The following is a 17,684-nucleotide window of genomic DNA, read 5'->3' as shown; positions in this document are numbered from 1 at the left end:
ATAAAGCCCGGCGGACCGGGCTTCTTCAAAATATGGACTGCTGCGCAAGCGCTTCAGGCGTCGGGCGGAATCCTGAGAACCTGGCCCGGATAAATCTTGTCCGGATCGCTCAGCATCGGCTTGTTGGCCTCGAAGATCTGGGTGTATTTGTTCGGCGTGCCGTAGAACTGCTTGCTGATCTTGGACAGGTTGTCGCCGCTGACGACTGCATACATCTGCGACTCGGGCGAGCTGCTGGCGACGGTCATCATGTCCTTGACCGCAGCCACCTTCTCCACGTTGCCGCAGCACAGCAGCACTTTTTCCTTCGTGGCCTGGTCTGGCGCCACGCCGGACACCGTCACCGTGCTGCTGGGCGCGTCAAAGCTGACCTGCAGGCCCTCGACCTTCAGTCCCTGGCTGTTGATGTAGGCGGCAATTGCGTCGCCGGCGGTCTTGCTCAGCGCAGCCACGTTTTCAGGAGTGGGCGCTGCGGTTGCGGCTGCCTCTGCCGCCTTGGCCTCGCCGCGACCAAACAACTTCTCGCCGGCTTCCTTGATAAAACTGAACATGCCCATGGGTTCTCCAATCAAAATAAGTCGCCCGGTGCAACATGCCGGGACTGGAATCACTGTAAAGCTTAATCCTGCCCAAATCGCAACGACTCTGTTACAGACGCTGTAGGACAAATCCGCATTGACGCAGGCCTTTGATGTCAGGCGACTGAGGCGGCGTCCTGAGGCTGCAATTTCAACTGGTTTTGGCGCCCTCAGGCCAGCCAAAGCTCTCTCATGGAATCCATGGCCATAGCGGCGGCGGTGTGATAAATATTTAGAAAAAATGCCGTTCCCGCTTTACTGGAGGGCGTAGGTAGCTATTATTTTTATAGTGAAGGAGCAAGGACTGCCTCAACTTGCAACGCCAGGTCCAGCACGGCATCGTCATGCAGCGCCGCATGCCACAGCATCAGCCCGACCGGCAACTGGCCCGGCGTGTGGCAGGGAATGGAAATGGCGCAGCCGTCGAGCATGTTGACCACCGAGGTGTTGCGCAGCAGGAGTGAATTGATGCGGAAGAACTCATCGTCGTTGTGCAGCACGCTGGCAATCGACGGCGCGACGATGGGAACGGTGGGCGACAGCACCGCGTCAAAGCCGCCAAGGCGCGCCTCCATGCGCGCAATCCAGGCCTGGCGCGCTGCCAGCAGGTCGATGTAGTCGGCGGCGCTCATGCGGGCGCCGCGCAGAATGCGAAGCGCCACGCGCGGGTCGTATTGCGCCTCGTGCTCGGCCAGCAGCTTGCGGTGCCAGGCGTGGCTTTGCGCCGCTGACAGGCCGCCCGTGGCATTGATGGCCGCCAGCTCGTCGAGTTCCTCCAGCGCTATCTCTTCAATCCGGGCGCCAGCCTGGCGCAACAGCTGCAGGCTTTTTTCGAATGCAGTGGCCACCGTGCTGCTCAGCCCGTCCTGCATCATGGTGCGCGCAACCGCCAGCCGGCACGATGACAGCGGCTTGCCGGCCAGAGGGACGGTTCGTGCCGACAGGATTTCATGCACCGTCACCGCATCGCGCACCGAGCGGGTCAGCGCGCCTACCGTGTCGAGGCTGGTCGAAAGCGGCACGGCGCCAGCCACCGGAACCAGGCGCGCGGTGCTCTTGAAGCCGACGATGCCGCACAGCGCTGCAGGAATCCGCAGCGAGCCACCGGTGTCGGAGCCCAGCCCCACCAGGGCCGCCCCCGTGGCCACCGAGACGGCCGCGCCTGACGACGAGCCGCCCGGTATGCGCTCGGTCTCGGTATCCGCCGGGTTTACCGGTGTGCCGTAGTGCGGATTGATGCCGACACCTGAAAAAGCAAACTCGACCATGTTGGTGCGGCCCACCAGCACCGCGCCCGCCGCGCGCAGCCGCGCCACGGCGATGGCATCGGCCTGGGCGGGCAGCGCTGCGGCGAGCACGGTCGATCCGGCCATCGTGACCTGGCCCGCCACATCGAAAAGGTCCTTGACCGAAACCGGAATCCCCGCCAGTGGCAAGGCCGGATCGCCGCCAGCGCCAGGCGATGGTGCGCTGGGCATGCCATGGGCCTGATCAGGCATGAAGGCATGGCGGCAGGCGTCGCCCAGGGCGATGGCGGCTGCCCGCGCAAGGATTTCCTCGCTGCTGGTCTGGCCGTCCTGTATGGATTGCCGCGCGGCGTGGAGGTCGGTCGGGGAGAGGGAGGTGTACGGGTTCATGGGGTGGGAATGTTATACTCAGCAGGCTCTGCCAATGGCGATGATGTCGTTTGCAGGGTAAATCGCAAATCAGCCACACAAGGTGTTGTCCGGAAATCCTTCCGGCGATAAGCGCTGGTTTTAGAAACAACCTTCGGAGTTATGAATTATGTCCACGAACATGCGCGAAATGCTGGAAGCCGGCGTCCACTTTGGTCACCAAACCCGCTTCTGGGACCCAAAAATGGCCCCCTTCATTTTTGGCCACCGCAACCGCATCCATATCATCAACCTGGAAAAATCGCTGCCGATGTTCCAGGAGGCGATGAAATTCGCCAAGCAGCTGAGCGCCAACAACGGCACCATCCTGATGGTCGGCACCAAGCGCACCGCGCGCGAAACCGTTGCAGCCGAAGCGCAGCGCGCCGGCATCCCTTACGTTGACCAGCGCTGGCTGGGCGGCATGCTGACCAACTTCAAGACGGTCAAGACCTCGATCAAGCGCCTCAAGGAAATGAAGGCCCAGCAGGAAGCCGGCCTGGACACCATCAGCAAGAAAGAACAGCTGACCTTCAAGCGCGAAATCGAAAAGCTTGAAAAAGACATCGGCGGCATTCAGGACATGACTGCTCTGCCGGACGCCATCTTCGTGATCGACGTCGGTTTCCACAAGATCGCGATCCTGGAAGCCAAAAAGCTCGGCATCCCGCTGATTGGCGTGGTGGACACCAACCACTCGCCGCTGGGCATCGACTACGTGATCCCCGGCAACGACGACTCCTCCAAGGCCGTGGCGCTGTATGCCCGTGGTATCGCGGACGCCGTCATCGAAGGCCGCGCCAGCGGCATGGACAAGGTGGTTCATGCCGTGCAGGACGAAGGTTCGGATGAATTTGTCGAAGTGGAAAACGCAGCCGCCTGATGGGCATTGGCCTTGCGCCAAACGCGTAAAAGGGGCTCGTGTAGCCCCTTTTTCACACGTTAACAAGATGAAGTGCGCTGTTGAAGCGCACTTCCAGGTCGAAACGAAATTACGGAGAATTAAAAATGGCAATGGCAATTACTGCAAAGATGGTCGCTGAACTGCGCGCCAAGACCGACGCACCCATGATGGAATGCAAGAAGGCGCTGACCGAGGCTGAAGGCGACTTCGACAAAGCCGAAGAACTGCTGCGCGTCAAGCTCGGCAGCAAGGCTGGCAAGGCGGCTTCCCGCGTCACGGCCGAAGGCGTCGTGGCCATGGCCCGCGAAGGCGACCATGCCGCGCTGGTGGAAATCAACTGCGAAACCGACTTCGTGACCAAGAACGACAGCTTCCTGGCTTTTGCCAATGCGGTGGCCGAAGGCATTGTCAAGAACAATCCTGCCGATCTTGAGGCCCTGGCTGCGATGCCGCTGTCCATGGACAGCTTCGGTCCAACCGTCGAAGACGTGCGCAGGGGCCTGATCGGCAAGATCGGCGAAAACATGACGGTGCGTCGCTTCAAGCGTTTTGCCGATGGCAAGTCGGCTGCCTACCTGCACGGCACGCGCATTGGCGTGGTTGTGGAGTTTGAGGGTGACGAAGCCGCTGCCAAGGACGTGGCCATGCATGTGGCCGCCATGAAGCCGGTGGCCCTGTCCAGCGCTGATGTGCCTGCCGATCTGGTGGCCAAAGAGCGTTCAGTTGCCGCCGCAAAAGCTGCGGAAGACGCTTCCGTCGCCCAGGCCGCTGGCAAGCCGGTCCAGTCCGCTGAGATCGTCGCCAAGCGCATCGAGGGCGGCGTTCAGAAATACCTGAAGGAAGTCAGCCTGAACAACCAGACCTTTGTCAAGAACGACAAGCAGACCGTCGAGCAGATGCTCAAGGAAAAGGCGACCAGCGTCAAATCCTTCACGCTGTACGTTGTCGGCGAAGGCATCGAAAAGAAGGTTGACGATTTCGCTGCTGAAGTCGCCGCCCAAGTCGCTGCCGCCAAGGGCGCCTGAGTCCCTTGCTTCCACCCGGAAGGCCGTTTTTTTATCCATTCAACCCATCACGAAAGCTTCTCCATGCCAGCCTACAAGCGCATCTTGTTAAAACTGTCAGGTGAGGCACTGATGGGCGATGATGCATTCGGCATCAACCGCGCGACCATCGTTCGCATGGTGGAAGAAATCGCCGAGGTCACGCGCATGGGCGTGCAGGTGGCCGTGGTCATTGGCGGCGGCAACATCTTTCGCGGCGTGGCCGGCGGCTCGGTCGGCATGGATCGCGCAACGGCCGACTACATGGGCATGCTGGCCACCGTCATGAACGCACTCGCGCTGGGCGACACGATGGACAAGGCCGGCCTGATTGCCCGGGTGATGTCTGCCATCGCCATCGAGCGTGTGGTTGAGCCCTATGTCCGTCCCAAGGCTTTGCAGTACCTGGAAGAGGGCAAGGTGGTTGTTTTTGCGGCTGGCACGGGCAACCCCTTCTTTACCACCGACACGGCGGCCGCCTTGCGTGGCGCTGAAATCGGTGCTGAAATTGTGCTGAAAGCCACCAAGGTTGACGGCGTTTATTCTGCAGATCCGAAGAAAGACCCGCTGGCCACGCGCTACACCAGCATCACTTTTGACGAAGCCATCGGCAAGAATCTTGAAGTGATGGACGCCACGGCGTTTGCGCTGTGCCGCGACCAGAAGTTGCCGATCAAGATTTTCAGCATTTTCAAGCTGGGCGCGCTCAAGCGCGTGGTCATGGGTGAGGACGAAGGAACCCTGGTTCACGTCTGAGACGGTTTGGCGCCAGAGCGCCGTTTTGCATTTTTTTGAATTCAGTCATCAGGAGATTCGATAATGAGTATTGTTGAGATCAAGCAGCAGGCAACGCAAAAAATGCAGCAGTCCCTGGAATCCTTCCAGCACAACCTGACCAAAATCCGCACCGGCCGTGCCAACCCCGGCCTGCTCGACAGCGTGCATGTGGACTATTACGGCTCCATGGTGCCCATCAGCCAGGTGGCCAACGTCGCGCTGCTCGATGCCCGGACCATCAGCGTCTCGCCATGGGAAAAAGGCATGGGCGCCAAGATCGAAAAAGCCATTCGCGATTCCGACCTGGGCCTGAACCCGGCGTCGCAGGGCGACCTGATCCGCGTTCCGATGCCGGCCATGACCGAAGAGCGCCGCAAGGAACTTACCAAGGTCGTTCGTGCCGAGGGCGAGCACGCCAAGGTGGCCATCCGCAACCTGCGCCGCGACGCCAATGACGGCGTCAAGAAGCTGGTCAAGGACAAGCTGGCCTCCGAGGACGACGAACGCCGTTCGCAGGATGAAATCCAGAAATTCACCGACCGTTTCATTGCCGACGTGGACAAGATGGTCGCCGGCAAGGAACAAGACCTGATGGCGGTTTGACGTCGCCTCACCTGGCCTGAACCAACCCATGGCCACTTCCGCCTTGACTGTTCCGCACCATATTGCCATCGTCATGGATGGCAATGGCCGGTGGGCCAAGAAACGCTTTTTGCCGCGCATCGCGGGTCACAAGCAGGGCGTCGATGCGCTCAGTGACTGCGTGAAGGCCTGCCTTGCGCGCGGCGTCCGCGTGCTGACGGTGTTTGCGTTTTCCTCCGAGAACTGGAACCGGCCGTCGGACGAAGTCTCCGGGTTGATGGATTTACTGGTGCTGGCATTGGCCAAGCAGGTGCCGCGCCTGAATGACAACGGCGTGCGGCTTCACTTCATCGGCGACCGCCAGCGGCTTTCCACGAGGGTCCAGGCCGGCCTGCTGGAAGCTGAATCCAATACGGCGGCAAACCAGCGCCTGGTCTTCAACGTGTGTTTCAACTATGGCGGACGCTGGGACATTGCCCAGGCCGCGCAGAAACTGGCCAGTCGTGGCGAAGCCATCACCGAGCAGTCGCTCGATCAGGCAATGGCGCTGGCGCATGTGCCCGACCCCGATCTCTTGATCCGCACCGGTGGAGAATTGCGCATCAGCAACTTCATGCTTTGGCAGGCGGCCTATTCAGAACTCTTTTTTTCAGCCAGGCTCTGGCCTGAATTCGACGAGGCGGCACTTGACGAAGCGATTGCCGCCTACAGTGCCCGCGAGCGCCGCTTTGGCCAGACCTCGGCCCAGCTGGGCGCCCCGCACAAGGTTACCAACGAAAATGCTGCCTGATGTTTAAACAGCGTGTCATCACTGCCATCGTCCTGCTGGCGATTTTGCTTCCTGCGCTTTTCTACAAAACGCCAGTTCCTTTTTTCGCCCTGGCCTTGGTGATGATTGCAGCGGGCGCCTGGGAATGGGGCCGTCTCAATGACTTTGGACAGGCCGGCTCTTTCGCTCTGGCGGCGCTGTGCGTGCTGGCATGCGGCCTGTCGTGGTACGGCGGCCTGCTTGAACGGCCGCTGCCGCTTCTCTGGGCGGTTTGCGGTGCAGCCTGGGTGCTGGCAGGCGCCTGGCTGTTGCGTGCGGGCGTTGCCGGCTGGGCCAAAATTCCAAAGGCGTTGCGCCTATGCGGTGGCCTGGTCGCGCTGTGGCTGGCGTGGCTGGCAATTGCCCAGGCGCGCGTCATGGGCATTGAATTCCTGCTATCCGTGCTGGTGCTGGTCTGGGTGGCCGACATCTTTGCCTATTTCGCCGGCCGCGCCCTGGGCGGGCGCTTCAGCAAGGGCAAGCTGGCGCCGTCCATCAGCCCCGGCAAAAGCTGGGAAGGCGTCTGGGGCGGCATGGCTGGCGTGGTTGCGCTTTCGCTGGCCTGGTCTTTCTGGGGCGGCAATACGCTCTACAGCCAGCTGGTCCAGCGCCACGGCATCGCACTGATGCTGCTGGCCGTGATTTTTCTGGCGGCCATGAGCGTGGTCGGCGACCTGGTCGAGTCACTGATCAAGCGCAGCGCCGGCGTCAAGGATTCCAGCGGTCTGCTGCCCGGCCATGGCGGCGTGCTGGACCGTGTCGATGCGCTCCTGCCCGCCTTGCCGCTGGCCATGATGCTGGTCACCCTGTAACCTTTTCCGGCCGGACTCTCTCCTACATGACCTTCGACAAGCAGCGCATCACCGTTCTGGGTTCCACCGGCTCCATCGGCGTCAGCACGCTGGAGGTGATTGCACGGCACCCCGATCGTTTCGAGGTGTTTGCGCTGAGTGCCGCCACCCAGGTCGATCTCATGCTGGCGCAGTGCGCGCAGTTCAAGCCACGGTACGCGGTGATGGTCAGCGCGCCGCATGCCCGGCTGCTGGCTGAAAAAATCAAGTCAAATGGGCTATTTACGCACGTCCTGTATGCGCAAGATGCTCTTGAAATGATAGCGTCGCATGAGCAGGTCGATGCAGTCATGGCAGCGATTGTCGGCGCTGCCGGGTTGCCGTCCTGCATGGCTGCGGCCCGGGCTGGAAAGCGCCTGCTGCTGGCCAACAAGGAGGCGCTGGTGGTCGGTGGCGACGTGTTCATGCAGGCCGTTGAAGCCGGGGGCGCCAGACTGTTGCCGATTGACAGCGAGCATTCGGCCATCTTCCAGTCGCTGCCCGATGACCCGGCCAGCTGGCCGCGCCGGGTTGAAAAAATCATCCTGACCGCGTCGGGCGGACCGTTTCGCACCCACGCACCCGACAGCCTGCGCGATGTGACGCCCGAGCAGGCCTGCGCGCATCCGAACTGGGTCATGGGGCGCAAGATTTCGGTCGATTCGGCCACCATGATGAACAAGGCGCTCGAAGTCATCGAGGCCAAGTACCTGTTCGGCATGGCACCAAGCCAAATCGAAGTGGTGATCCATCCGCAAAGCATCATCCATTCCATGGTGCAGTACCGCGACAGCTCGGTGGTGGCGCAAATGGGAACGCCCGACATGCGGGTGCCGATCGCCTATGGCCTGGCCTGGCCCGAGCGCATCAGTTCCGGGGCGAAGTCGCTGGACTTCAGAAACCTGGCGAACATGACGTTTGAAGTCCCCGATCATGCGCGCTTCCCTGGCCTGCCGCTGGCCTGGGAAGTGCTCCGGGCGCCCGTCGGCAGCGCCGCCGTCCTGAATGCCGCCAATGAAATCGCGGTGGCCGCCTTCCTTGACAGGCGAATCCGCTTTGACCATATTCACCAAGTGAACCATGCAACCCTGGAGGCCGTTGGCGTCTCCGGCATCCACGATATCGAAGGCCTGCTGGCGCTGGACGCCGAGTCGCGCCGGGTTGCGGGTCGAATTGCCGAACGTCTGGAGTCCTGACATGCTGACGCTGATTTCCTTTCTGGTGACGCTTGGAATCCTGATTGCCGTGCATGAGTACGGCCACTACCGGGTGGCGGTGGCCTGCGGCATCAAGGTGCTGAAGTTTTCCATAGGTTTTGGCAAGCCGCTCTTCACCTGGCGCCTCAAGGGCAAGGACACTGATTTTTCCATCGGCATGCTGCCGCTCGGTGGCTATGTGAAGATGCTCGATGAACGCGAAGCGCCGGTCGATCCGGCCGAGCGCCACCTTGCGTTCAACACGCAGCCGCTCAAGTCGCGCGCAGCGGTCGTGGCGGCGGGGCCACTTGCCAATCTGCTGCTGGCCGTGTTGCTGTATGCCGTGGTGAACTGGAGCGGGGTGCAGGAACCCAGGGCGGTTCTGGCCAGCCCGGTGGCCGGTTCATTGGCGCAGCAGGCCGGGCTGACCGGCGGCGAGATCGTCCAGAAGGCGGCTTTTGAAGGCGATGAACTGGAAACGCTTCGCTCGTTTGAAGACCTGCGCTGGCGCCTGACCCAGGGCGCGCTCGATGGGCAGGATTTGCAGCTGGTGCTTGGCGACGAGGCCGGCGCATCGACACGAACGGTTCTGTTGCCGCTCAGCCGGCTCCATGCCGCTGATGCCGATGCCCAGCTGTTCCGGAAAATCGGCATTGTCGGGCCGTGGACCGCGCCGGTGATCGGCGAGGTCATGGCGGCCAGCGCCGCTGAAAAATCTGGCCTGAAGGCGGGCGACGTGGTCCGGCGCATTGGCGACATCTCGATCGTCGATGGCCAGCAGCTGCGCGAAACCATCCGCGCCCACGCCCAGTCGCCAGGCGCGGACCAGGGGGTCGTGGCGCCGCAACGCTGGCAGATCCTGCGCGCAGGCCAGCCAATGGCCCTGCAGGTCACGCCCGAAATTAGCCAGGAGAACAATGTCGCGGTCGCCCGGATCGGCGCCTACGTCGGCGCGCCGCCTGAATTTGTCACGGTGCGTTACGGGCCGCTCGACGGCTTGTGGCAAGGCGCCGTCCGTACTTGGGAAGTGTCCGTGCTGACGCTCAAGATGATGGGCAAGATGGTCATCGGCGAAGCATCGCTGAAGAACCTGAGCGGCCCGCTCACCATTGCCGACTACGCCGGCAAGTCCGCCACTCTGGGATGGACGTCGTATCTGGTGTTTCTGGCCCTGGTCAGCGTCAGCCTGGGCGTGCTGAACCTGCTGCCGCTGCCGGTTCTGGACGGTGGGCACCTGATGTATTATCTTTGGGAATGGATCACCGGTCGGGGCGTGTCAGACGCCTGGATGGACCGTCTGCAGCGCGGTGGCGTTGCGATTCTCCTGGGCATGATGAGCATCGCCCTTTTTAATGATGTCGCCCGGCTTGTCGGCTAACTCCTACCAATTCATGCAAAAGCAATTCAATCATTTAAAAGTTCGTGCTGTCTGCGCCATCGCCGCCGGCATGTTGTTCGCCAATACGGCCTGGGCCGTCGATCCATTCACCGTCCGGGACATCCGGGTGGAAGGTCTGCAGCGCGTCGAGCCCGGCACCATTTTTGCCTCGCTGCCTTTCCGGGCCGGTGAAATCTACAACGACGAGAAGGGTTCCAGCGCCATTCGCGCCTTGTTCGGCCTGGGCCTTTTCAAGGATGTGCGGCTTGAAGTCAATGGCGACGTGCTGGTGGTGATCGTCGAGGAGCGTCCCACCGTGGCCGACGTGGACTTCGTCGGCACCAAGGAATTCGACAAGGAAGTGTTGAAAAAGGCGCTGCGCGATGCCGGCATCGCCGACGGCCAGCCGTTCGACAAGGCGCTGGCCGACAAGGCCGAGCAGGAACTCAAGCGCCAGTACATCAACAAGAGCCTGTACGGCGTCGAGGTCATCACCACCGTCACGCCCATCGAGCGCAACCGCGTCAACCTGACCTTCAACGTGGTCGAAGGCGATGTGGCAAAAATCAGGGAAATCCACATCACCGGCAACAAGGCGTTCAGCGAATCGACGCTGCTCGGCCTGTTCGACCTGGACACCGGCGGCTGGCTGAGCTGGTACACCAAATCCGACCGTTATTCGCGCGCCAAGCTCAATGCCGACATTGAGTCGCTGCGGTCCTATTACCTGTCGCGCGGTTACCTGGAGTTCAAGGTCGAAACCACGCAGGTGGCGATTTCCCCAGACAAGCAGAGCATTGCCATCACGCTGAACGTGACCGAAGGCGAGCGTTTCGTGGTGTCCGGCGTCAAGCTCGAAGGCAATTACCTGGGCAAGGAAGAAGAATTCAAGTCACTCGTCGCCATCAAGCCCGGCGAGCCCTACAACGCCGATGCGGTGGCCGAAACCACCAAGGCCTTCACCGACTATTTCGGCGTTTTCGGCTTCGCCTTTGCCAAGGTCGAGGCGGTTCCCGACATCGACCGTGCGAACAACCGCGTCGCTTTTGTGCTCCAGGCCGAGCCGTCGCGCCGGGCCTACGTGCGGCGCATCAATGTGTCTGGCAACAACCGCACCCGCGACGAAGTCGTGCGCCGCGAGTTCCGGCAGTTCGAATCGTCCTGGTACGACGGCGACAAGATCCGCCTGTCGCGCGACCGCGTGGACCGCCTGGGATTCTTCACCGAAGTGAATGTGGAAACGCAGGAAGTGAGCGGCACGCCCGACCAGGTGGACATCGCGGTCAACGTGGCTGAAAAACCCACCGGCAACCTGCAGCTCGGCGCCGGTTACTCCAGTGCCGACAGCGTTTCGCTGATGTTCGGCATCAAGCAGGAAAACGTCTTCGGCTCCGGCAACTACCTTGGGATTGAAGTCAACACCAGCAAGTCGAACCGCCAACTGGTGCTGAGCACGATCGACCCCTACTTCACCGCCGACGGCATTTCACGCTCCATCGACGTCTACGACCGGACCTCGCAGCCGCTGTCAGGGCAGGGCGGCGACTACAAACTGAAGACGCGCGGCGCGAGCATCCGCTTTGGCGTGCCGTTCACCGAAACCGACACGGTGTACTTTGGCTCGGGCTACGAGTCGCTGACGATTGTTCCCGGCACCAACCTGCCGGTCAGCTACCAGGACTATGCCAACCAGTTCGGCTACAAGAGCAACTCGATCCCCCTGACCGTCGGCTGGTCGCGCGACAGCCGCGACAGCGCCCTGGTGCCCACAGCAGGCCGTTTCCAGCGCGTCTATGGCGACTGGGGCATCGCAGGAGACATCCGCTTTGTCCGCGCCAATTACCAGATCCAGCAGTACATTCCACTGAACAAGCAGTTCACGCTGGCGCTGAACGGCGAACTGGGCTGGGGCAAGGGTCTGAACGGCCAGCCCTATCCGCTGTTCAAGAATTACTACTCAGGCGGCCTGGGCTCGGTGCGCGGTTTCCAGCAGGGATCGCTGGGCCCGCGCGACAGCTCCAACCTGTCCGTCGGCGCACCGAAAAAGCTGACACTCAACGCCGAGCTGATCGCACCGTTTCCAGGGGCCGGAAACGACCGCACCTTGCGCATGTACGGCTTCGTCGATGCCGGCAACGTGTTCAAGGACAGCTATAAACTCAGCGGCCCCGATGGCCTCAGGGCATCGACCGGCCTGGGCATCAGCTGGATTTCCCCGGTCGGCCCGCTGCGCATTGCCTATGCCTTGCCGCTGCGCAAACAGGACGGCGATAAAATCGAACGTTTGCAATTCCAAATTGGTACCTCTTTCTAATGAAAAATTTTTCCAGCAAAATCTTCCTCGGCCTGGTGATTGCGGTCGCCGGCTTTTCGGCCAGCGCGCAGGAATTCAAGGTGGGCGTCGTCAACCTCGACCGCATTTTCCGCGAAGCCAATTCGGCCAAGGCGGCCCAGACCAAGCTGGAGCAGGAGTTCAGCAAGCGTGAAAAGGAACTGACCGACCTGGGCGCCCAGTTGAAAACGCAATCGGACAAGTTCGAACGCGAAGCGCCGACACTGGCGGAAAGCCAGCGCACGCTGCGCCAGCGCCAGCTGGTCGACCAGGACCGCACCTTCCAGACGAAGCGCCGCGAATTCCAGGAAGACCTGAGCGCCCGCAAGAATGAAGAGCTGCAACTGGTCATCGAACGCGCCAACAAGGTCGTCAAAACCCTGGCTGAAACCGAAAAATACGACCTGATCCTTCAGGAATCGGTGTACGTGAATCCCAAGCATGACATCACCGACAAGGTGATCAAGGCGCTGAACGCTTCCAAGTAATTTCCGGTGGTGCGCATAAGCATGAGCGTGGAAAGGGCTGGTCCCGCATGACGCTCAAACTTGCTGACATCACCCGGCTGCTGGCCGACCAGGTGCCGGCCGAGCTGATCGGCAACCCTGAATTGCTGATTGAGGGGCTGTCCACCCTGGACGCGTCGGGTCCGAACGAACTGACCTTCCTCAGCAATCCGAAGTACCTCGGGCAGCTTGCGCAATCTGGGGCAGGCTGCGTGATCGTCGCGCACTCAGTCCGCGATGCGGCCTTGACGCGCGGTTCCTGCATCGTGGTGGACGATCCCTACCATTACTTTGCACTGGTCACCCAGCTCTGGAAAAGGCTGCATGCGCCGGATGCAGCGCCGGCCATCCATTCAAGCGCCATCATCGATCCGACCGCCAGCATTGGCGCGAATGTGTCGATAGGTGCCTTCGTGTGCATTGATGCCGGTGCGGCGATTGGCGAAGGCGCGCGGATCGGCGCGCATTGCGTCATTGGCGCGAATGCCGCCATTGGCGCGCGCAGCCGGCTTTCGGCGCGCGTGACGGTGGCTGACGGCTGCAGCATCGGCGAGCGCTGCATCATCCATTGCGGTGCCGTGATTGGCGCGGACGGCTTCGGCTTTGCGCCGCACGGCGGCCAGTGGGTCAAGATCGAGCAGCTGGGCGCGGTGCGCATCGGCAATGATGTCGAAATCGGCGCCAACACCTGCATCGACCGGGGCGCCCTGCAGGACACGGTGCTGGAAGACGGCGTCAAGCTCGACAACCTGGTGCAGATCGGCCACAACGTGCGCGTCGGACAACATTCCGCCATGGCAGGCTGCGCCGGCGTGGCCGGCAGCGCGACGATTGGCGCGCATTGCACCGTCGGCGGCGGCGCCATCGTGCTGGGCCACTTGCGGCTTGCCGACGGCGTGCATATCTCGGCCGCCACAACCGTGACCCGCTCGCTGTTGAAGCCTGGCCACTACACCGGCCTGTTTCCCATCGACGACAATGCCGCCTGGGAAAAAAATGCCGCCACGCTCAAGCAGCTCCATACGCTGCGTGAACGGCTCAAACAAACAGAAAAAACCCTGCGACAACTGCAGGCTAGATTCAAAGAAGAAAAATCATGATGGACATTCACCAGATTCTCAAGTTATTGCCGCACCGCTATCCCATTTTGCTGGTCGATCGGGTGCTGGAGATTGAAACCGGGAAAAGCATCAAGGCGCTGAAGAACGTCACCATCAACGAGCCTTTTTTCATGGGCCATTTTCCCAAGCACCCGGTCATGCCCGGCGTGCTGATGATCGAGGCCATGGCGCAGGCGGCGGCCTTGCTGAGTTTTTCCACCCTGGGCGTGACGCCGGACGACAAGACCGTGTATTACTTCGCCGGCATTGACGGCGCGCGCTTCAAACGCCCAGTGGGGCCTGGCGACCAGCTGATCATGGACGTGGAATTGCTGCGCATGAAAGCCGGTATTTTCAAGTTCAAGGGCGTGTGCCGCGTGGACGGAAATCTGGCCTGCGAGGCCGAACTGATGTGTACCATGCGCACGGTGGCCTGAGGGCGCGGCCATGACGCAGCCAGCCACGCCTTCGCGCATCCATGCCACGGCACTTGTCGATTCCTCCGCCCAGCTCGACAGCTCGGTCAGCGTCGGGCCGTACACCGTCATCGGCCCGAACGTCAAAATCGGCGCGCGCACGACCATCGGCGCACACTGCGTGATCGAGGGGCACACCACCATTGGCTGCGACAACCAGGTTTTCCAGTTCAATTCGCTGGGTTCGGTGCCGCAGGACAAGAAGTACGCAGGCGAGCCCTGCGAACTGGTCATTGGTGACCGCAACACCATTCGCGAGTTCTGCAGCTTCAACATCGGCTCGCCTGGCGATCTGGGCGTCACGCGCCTGGGCGACGACAACTGGATCATGGCCTACGTGCATATCGCGCATGACTGCACCGTGGGCAACCAGACAATTTTCGCCAACAACACCACGCTGGCGGGCCATGTGCAGGTAGGCGACTGGGTGATTTTGGGCGGCTTTACCGGGGTTCACCAGTTTGTGCGGCTCGGCGCGCACAGCTTTACCGCCATTTCGTCGGTGCTGGTCGCTGACCTGCCGCCGTTCGTGATGTGCCAGGGCCAGCCCGCCGTTGCGCGTTCGATGAACTTCGAAGGCCTGCGTCGCCGGGGCTTTTCGGCAGACCGCATTTCCGCCGTCAAGGCCATGCACAAGGCGCTGTACCGCGACGGTCTGACGCTGGAGCAGGCCAAAGACGGCATTGAAAAACTGACTGAAAAGTACCCCGAGTCCTCACCGGACGTGCAGATGATGCTCTCTTTTCTGGAGCAGACATCGCCCCGGCGCGGCATCGTTCGCTAGGGCGATGATGCCGGTGGCGCCATCTCCTTTGCCGCCTCGCGAAGGGGCAGCGCCCCACATCGCCATGGTGGCGGGCGAAACGTCGGGCGATTTGCTGGCCGGCCTGCTGCTGTCCGGCCTGAAGGCGCGCTGGCCTGCGCTGAAGGCGGGCGGCATCGGCGGCCCGCACATGGCCGGCCGGGGTTTCGATATCTGGTGGCCGAGCGACAAGCTGGCCGTGCGCGGCTATGTCGAGGTGCTGCGCCATTACCGCGAAATCGCCGGCATCCGCGAGCAACTTAAAAACCGTTTGCTGACGGGTCCGGGCCAGCGCCCCGATCTTTTCATCGGCATCGACGCGCCCGATTTCAACCTCGGGCTGGAAGCGGCGCTGAAGGCCGAAGGCGTCAAGACGGTGCAGTTCGTCTGCCCCTCGATCTGGGCCTGGCGCGCCGACCGCGTTGAAAAAATCAGGCGCAGCGCGGACCATGTGCTGTGCATCTTTCCGTTCGAGCCGGCCTTGCTGGCCGCGCACGGGATTGCCGCGACCTATGTCGGCCATCCGCTGGCGGCCGTGATTCCGCTGCAGCCTGACCGCGCTGCGGCCAGGAAGGCACTGGGCTTGCATGGCGAAGACACGGTGGTCGCCATCTTGCCGGGCAGCCGGAAATCGGAAGTCGAGTACCTTGCTTTGCGATTTTTTCAGGCTGCAGCGCTTGTCCGGCGGGCGCAACCAGCTATTAAATTCATAGTGCCAGCGATTCCTGCGCTGAAAAGCCGGATCGAACAGCTGGCCAGTCAAGCCGGCGTTCGGGCTGCCGTGGAAATCGTCGCGGGCCAGTCGCACACGGCGCTGGCGGCCTGCGATGTCACGCTGATCGCCAGCGGCACGGCCACGCTGGAAGCCGCCCTGTTCAAGCGGCCGATGGTGATTGCCTACAACATGAACTGGCTGTCGTGGCAGATCATGCGGCGCAAGCAGCTGCAGCCCTGGGTCGGCCTGCCGAATATTTTGTGCCGTGACTTTGTCGTGCCAGAACTGCTGCAGGACCAGGCCTCGCCCGAAGCGCTGGCGCAGGCGCTGCTCGAATGGGTTGATGCAAAATCGGCGGCTCCAGAGAAAATAAGGGCTGTCGAACAGCGCTTCACCCAGCTGCATGCCGAACTGCAGCGGGATACTTCCCAACTGGCCACCGATGCAATCCAGAAAATTCTTGAAACCTGAGCAGACCGTTTTCTCGTGGGATGCGCCCGGCTTGACCGCTGGCGTTGACGAGGCCGGGCGCGGGCCGCTGGCCGGGCCGGTCGTCGCGGCGGCCGTCATCCTGTACCCGTTCAATCCCATCCTCGGCCTGGCGGATTCGAAAAAACTCACGGCCCTGCGGCGCGAGAAGTTGTATGACGAAATCCAGGCCAAGGCGCTGTGCTGCTCGATTGCGATGGCAACCGTGGAAGAAATCGACCGCCTGAACATCCTGCAGGCGACCTTGCTGGCCATGAAGCGGGCGGTGGAAAGCCTGCGGCTCAAGCCGGCCAAGGTGCTGGTCGATGGCAACCAGCTGCCCCGGTTGCTGATCCTGGCCGAGGCGATTGTCAAGGGCGACGCCTTGGTTCCGGCCATTTCTGCCGCCTCTATCCTGGCCAAGGTCTACCGAGACCGCTGGTGCGGCGAGTACGACCTCCAGTATCCGCAATACGGTTTTGCCGGCCACAAGGGCTACGGCACCGCCGCGCACCTGGCCGCCTTGCGCCAGCACGGCGCCTGCCCGCAGCACCGCCGATCGTTCGCGCCCGTGGCCGGGGTGTTGCGATGACCGGCGGCTTTTCCGTTCCCGTCGCGCATATTTCGTCACGCGACAATGCCCTGATCAAGGACCTGCACCGGCTGTCGCACGACAACACGGCTTACCGCAAGCAGGGCAGGGTCTGGCTGGAGGGCGACCATCTGTGCCGCGCCGCGCTGGCGCGCGGTCTGAAACCCGCCATGGCCGTGTTTTCAGAGTCTTTTTGGCCTCTTGCGCACGTCCAGTATGCGCAGGCAGCTATCAAAAACATAGTAATCGCCGATGCGCTGCTGCCCGAGATCAGCGGGCTCGAATCGCCGGCGCGGATGGGCTTCGTGCTCGAACTGCCCGCCGCGCCCGAACTGCAGCCGGGCGTGGCATCGGTCATCCTGGACCGCGTGCAGGATGCCGGCAATGTCGGCTCCATCCTGCGCAGCGCGGCGGCGTTCGGCTTTGGCCAGGTCATCGCGCTCAAGGGAACGGCGGCGCTGTGGTCGCCCAAGGTGCTGCGCGCCGGCATGGGCGCGCACTTTGCCCTGCGGCTGGTCGAGGGCGTCGAGCCCGAGGCGCTGGCGGATTTGACGGTGCCGATTGTCGTCACCAGTTCCCATCACGGAAGTTTTCTGCACCAGCAGCGCATCCCCATGCCCTGCGCCTGGGCCATGGGCCATGAAGGGCAGGGTGTCAGCGATGACCTGATGGCCAGAGCCAGCCTGAAGGTGCGCATCGACCAGCCCGGCGGCGAGGAATCCCTGAACGTCGCCGCCGCCGCGGCGATTTGCCTGTATGCGAGTTCGTTCTCAGAGACAGCTCGCTAATCTGGTTTTCAAGTAAATGAGCACGCGCAGCGGCGAAACTTCAAGCCGGGGCCGCGGAACAGGCTCCGCCGGGCCGCAGGCGCAGCGGCCCCCTCGGGGGGCAGGGAGCTCGCGCGTTGTGGGCGACCGTGGGGGCGCTATAATCAGTGGCTTT

At 62.2% G+C, this 17,684-nt stretch carries 18 protein-coding genes; 16 read left to right on the top strand and 2 right to left on the bottom strand.

The window, feature by feature from the left end; translation table 11 throughout:
• Nucleotides 1-53: 53 nt before the first annotated feature.
• On the bottom strand, nucleotides 54-557 hold the full coding sequence (gene lysM / locus EC86_RS0107910) for a peptidoglycan-binding protein LysM (protein WP_029525129.1): 504 nt from the start codon (nucleotides 555-557) through the stop codon (nucleotides 54-56).
• A gap of 305 nt (nucleotides 558-862) precedes the next feature.
• On the bottom strand, nucleotides 863-2,215 hold the full coding sequence (locus tag EC86_RS0107905) for an amidase (RefSeq protein ID WP_029525128.1): 1,353 nt from the start codon (nucleotides 2,213-2,215) through the stop codon (nucleotides 863-865).
• Between the two features lie 148 nt (nucleotides 2,216-2,363).
• Between EC86_RS0107905 and rpsB the strand changes: the two genes are divergently transcribed.
• The 16 genes from rpsB (at nucleotide 2,364) to EC86_RS0107825 (ending at nucleotide 17,530) form a co-directional block, all read left to right on the top strand.
• A complete protein-coding gene (gene rpsB, locus EC86_RS0107900) occupies nucleotides 2,364-3,116 on the top strand; it encodes a 30S ribosomal protein S2 (protein WP_029525127.1) in 753 nt (250 codons plus the stop codon).
• Between the two features lie 131 nt (nucleotides 3,117-3,247).
• Complete coding sequence (tsf, locus tag EC86_RS0107895; protein WP_029525126.1) at nucleotides 3,248-4,162, top strand: translation elongation factor Ts; 915 nt, start codon at nucleotides 3,248-3,250, stop codon at nucleotides 4,160-4,162.
• Between the two features lie 63 nt (nucleotides 4,163-4,225).
• The gene (pyrH, locus tag EC86_RS0107890) at nucleotides 4,226-4,936 is read left to right on the top strand and encodes a UMP kinase (protein WP_029525125.1); all 711 of its coding nucleotides are present in this window, start codon (nucleotides 4,226-4,228) and stop codon (nucleotides 4,934-4,936) included.
• 63 nt (nucleotides 4,937-4,999) lie between these two features.
• Nucleotides 5,000-5,560, top strand: coding sequence for a ribosome recycling factor (frr, locus tag EC86_RS0107885; protein ID WP_029525124.1), 561 nt, complete (start codon nucleotides 5,000-5,002; stop codon nucleotides 5,558-5,560).
• A 28-nt stretch (nucleotides 5,561-5,588) separates the two neighbouring features.
• Entirely contained in the window at nucleotides 5,589-6,329 is a 741-nt protein-coding gene (gene uppS / locus EC86_RS0107880; protein WP_029525123.1) for a polyprenyl diphosphate synthase, read from the top strand.
• Nucleotides 6,329-7,159 (top strand): phosphatidate cytidylyltransferase, encoded by an 831-nt coding sequence (locus EC86_RS0107875; protein ID WP_029525122.1) that lies wholly within the window; start codon nucleotides 6,329-6,331, stop codon nucleotides 7,157-7,159. Before uppS ends, EC86_RS0107875 begins: the two co-directional genes overlap by 1 nt.
• Before the next feature lie 26 nt (nucleotides 7,160-7,185).
• Nucleotides 7,186-8,373 (top strand): 1-deoxy-D-xylulose-5-phosphate reductoisomerase, encoded by a 1,188-nt coding sequence (gene ispC, locus EC86_RS0107870; RefSeq protein WP_029525121.1) that lies wholly within the window; start codon nucleotides 7,186-7,188, stop codon nucleotides 8,371-8,373.
• A gap of 1 nt (nucleotide 8,374) precedes the next feature.
• Nucleotides 8,375-9,751: an RIP metalloprotease RseP gene (gene rseP, locus EC86_RS0107865; protein WP_029525120.1), complete on the top strand. Its 1,377-nt coding sequence runs from the start codon at nucleotides 8,375-8,377 to the stop codon at nucleotides 9,749-9,751.
• A gap of 13 nt (nucleotides 9,752-9,764) precedes the next feature.
• Complete coding sequence (gene bamA, locus EC86_RS0107860) at nucleotides 9,765-12,065, top strand: outer membrane protein assembly factor BamA (protein ID WP_029525119.1); 2,301 nt, start codon at nucleotides 9,765-9,767, stop codon at nucleotides 12,063-12,065.
• Nucleotides 12,065-12,571, top strand: coding sequence for an OmpH/Skp family outer membrane protein (locus EC86_RS0107855; protein WP_029525118.1), 507 nt, complete (start codon nucleotides 12,065-12,067; stop codon nucleotides 12,569-12,571). The genes bamA and EC86_RS0107855 overlap by 1 nt, the downstream gene beginning before the upstream one ends.
• A gap of 47 nt (nucleotides 12,572-12,618) precedes the next feature.
• Entirely contained in the window at nucleotides 12,619-13,689 is a 1,071-nt protein-coding gene (gene lpxD / locus EC86_RS0107850) for a UDP-3-O-(3-hydroxymyristoyl)glucosamine N-acyltransferase (RefSeq protein WP_029525117.1), read from the top strand.
• Nucleotides 13,686-14,126 (top strand): 3-hydroxyacyl-ACP dehydratase FabZ, encoded by a 441-nt coding sequence (gene fabZ / locus EC86_RS0107845; protein ID WP_029525116.1) that lies wholly within the window; start codon nucleotides 13,686-13,688, stop codon nucleotides 14,124-14,126. Before lpxD ends, fabZ begins: the two co-directional genes overlap by 4 nt.
• A 10-nt stretch (nucleotides 14,127-14,136) precedes the next feature.
• The gene (gene lpxA / locus EC86_RS0107840; RefSeq protein WP_029525115.1) at nucleotides 14,137-14,949 is read left to right on the top strand and encodes an acyl-ACP--UDP-N-acetylglucosamine O-acyltransferase; all 813 of its coding nucleotides are present in this window, start codon (nucleotides 14,137-14,139) and stop codon (nucleotides 14,947-14,949) included.
• A 64-nt stretch (nucleotides 14,950-15,013) separates the two neighbouring features.
• Nucleotides 15,014-16,153: a lipid-A-disaccharide synthase gene (gene lpxB, locus EC86_RS0107835; RefSeq protein ID WP_029525114.1), complete on the top strand. Its 1,140-nt coding sequence runs from the start codon at nucleotides 15,014-15,016 to the stop codon at nucleotides 16,151-16,153.
• On the top strand, nucleotides 16,125-16,742 hold the full coding sequence (gene rnhB / locus EC86_RS0107830) for a ribonuclease HII (RefSeq protein WP_029525113.1): 618 nt from the start codon (nucleotides 16,125-16,127) through the stop codon (nucleotides 16,740-16,742). Before lpxB ends, rnhB begins: the two co-directional genes overlap by 29 nt.
• Nucleotides 16,739-17,530, top strand: coding sequence for a TrmH family RNA methyltransferase (locus tag EC86_RS0107825; RefSeq protein ID WP_029525112.1), 792 nt, complete (start codon nucleotides 16,739-16,741; stop codon nucleotides 17,528-17,530). Before rnhB ends, EC86_RS0107825 begins: the two co-directional genes overlap by 4 nt.
• Nucleotides 17,531-17,684: the final 154 nt, after the last annotated feature.

The sequence above is a fragment of the Polaromonas glacialis genome (genome assembly GCF_000709345.1).
Lineage (GTDB): Bacteria > Pseudomonadota > Gammaproteobacteria > Burkholderiales > Burkholderiaceae_C > Polaromonas > Polaromonas glacialis.
The sequence above is the reverse complement of the archived record's forward strand: the minus strand, read 5'-3'. Positions and strand labels throughout refer to the sequence as shown.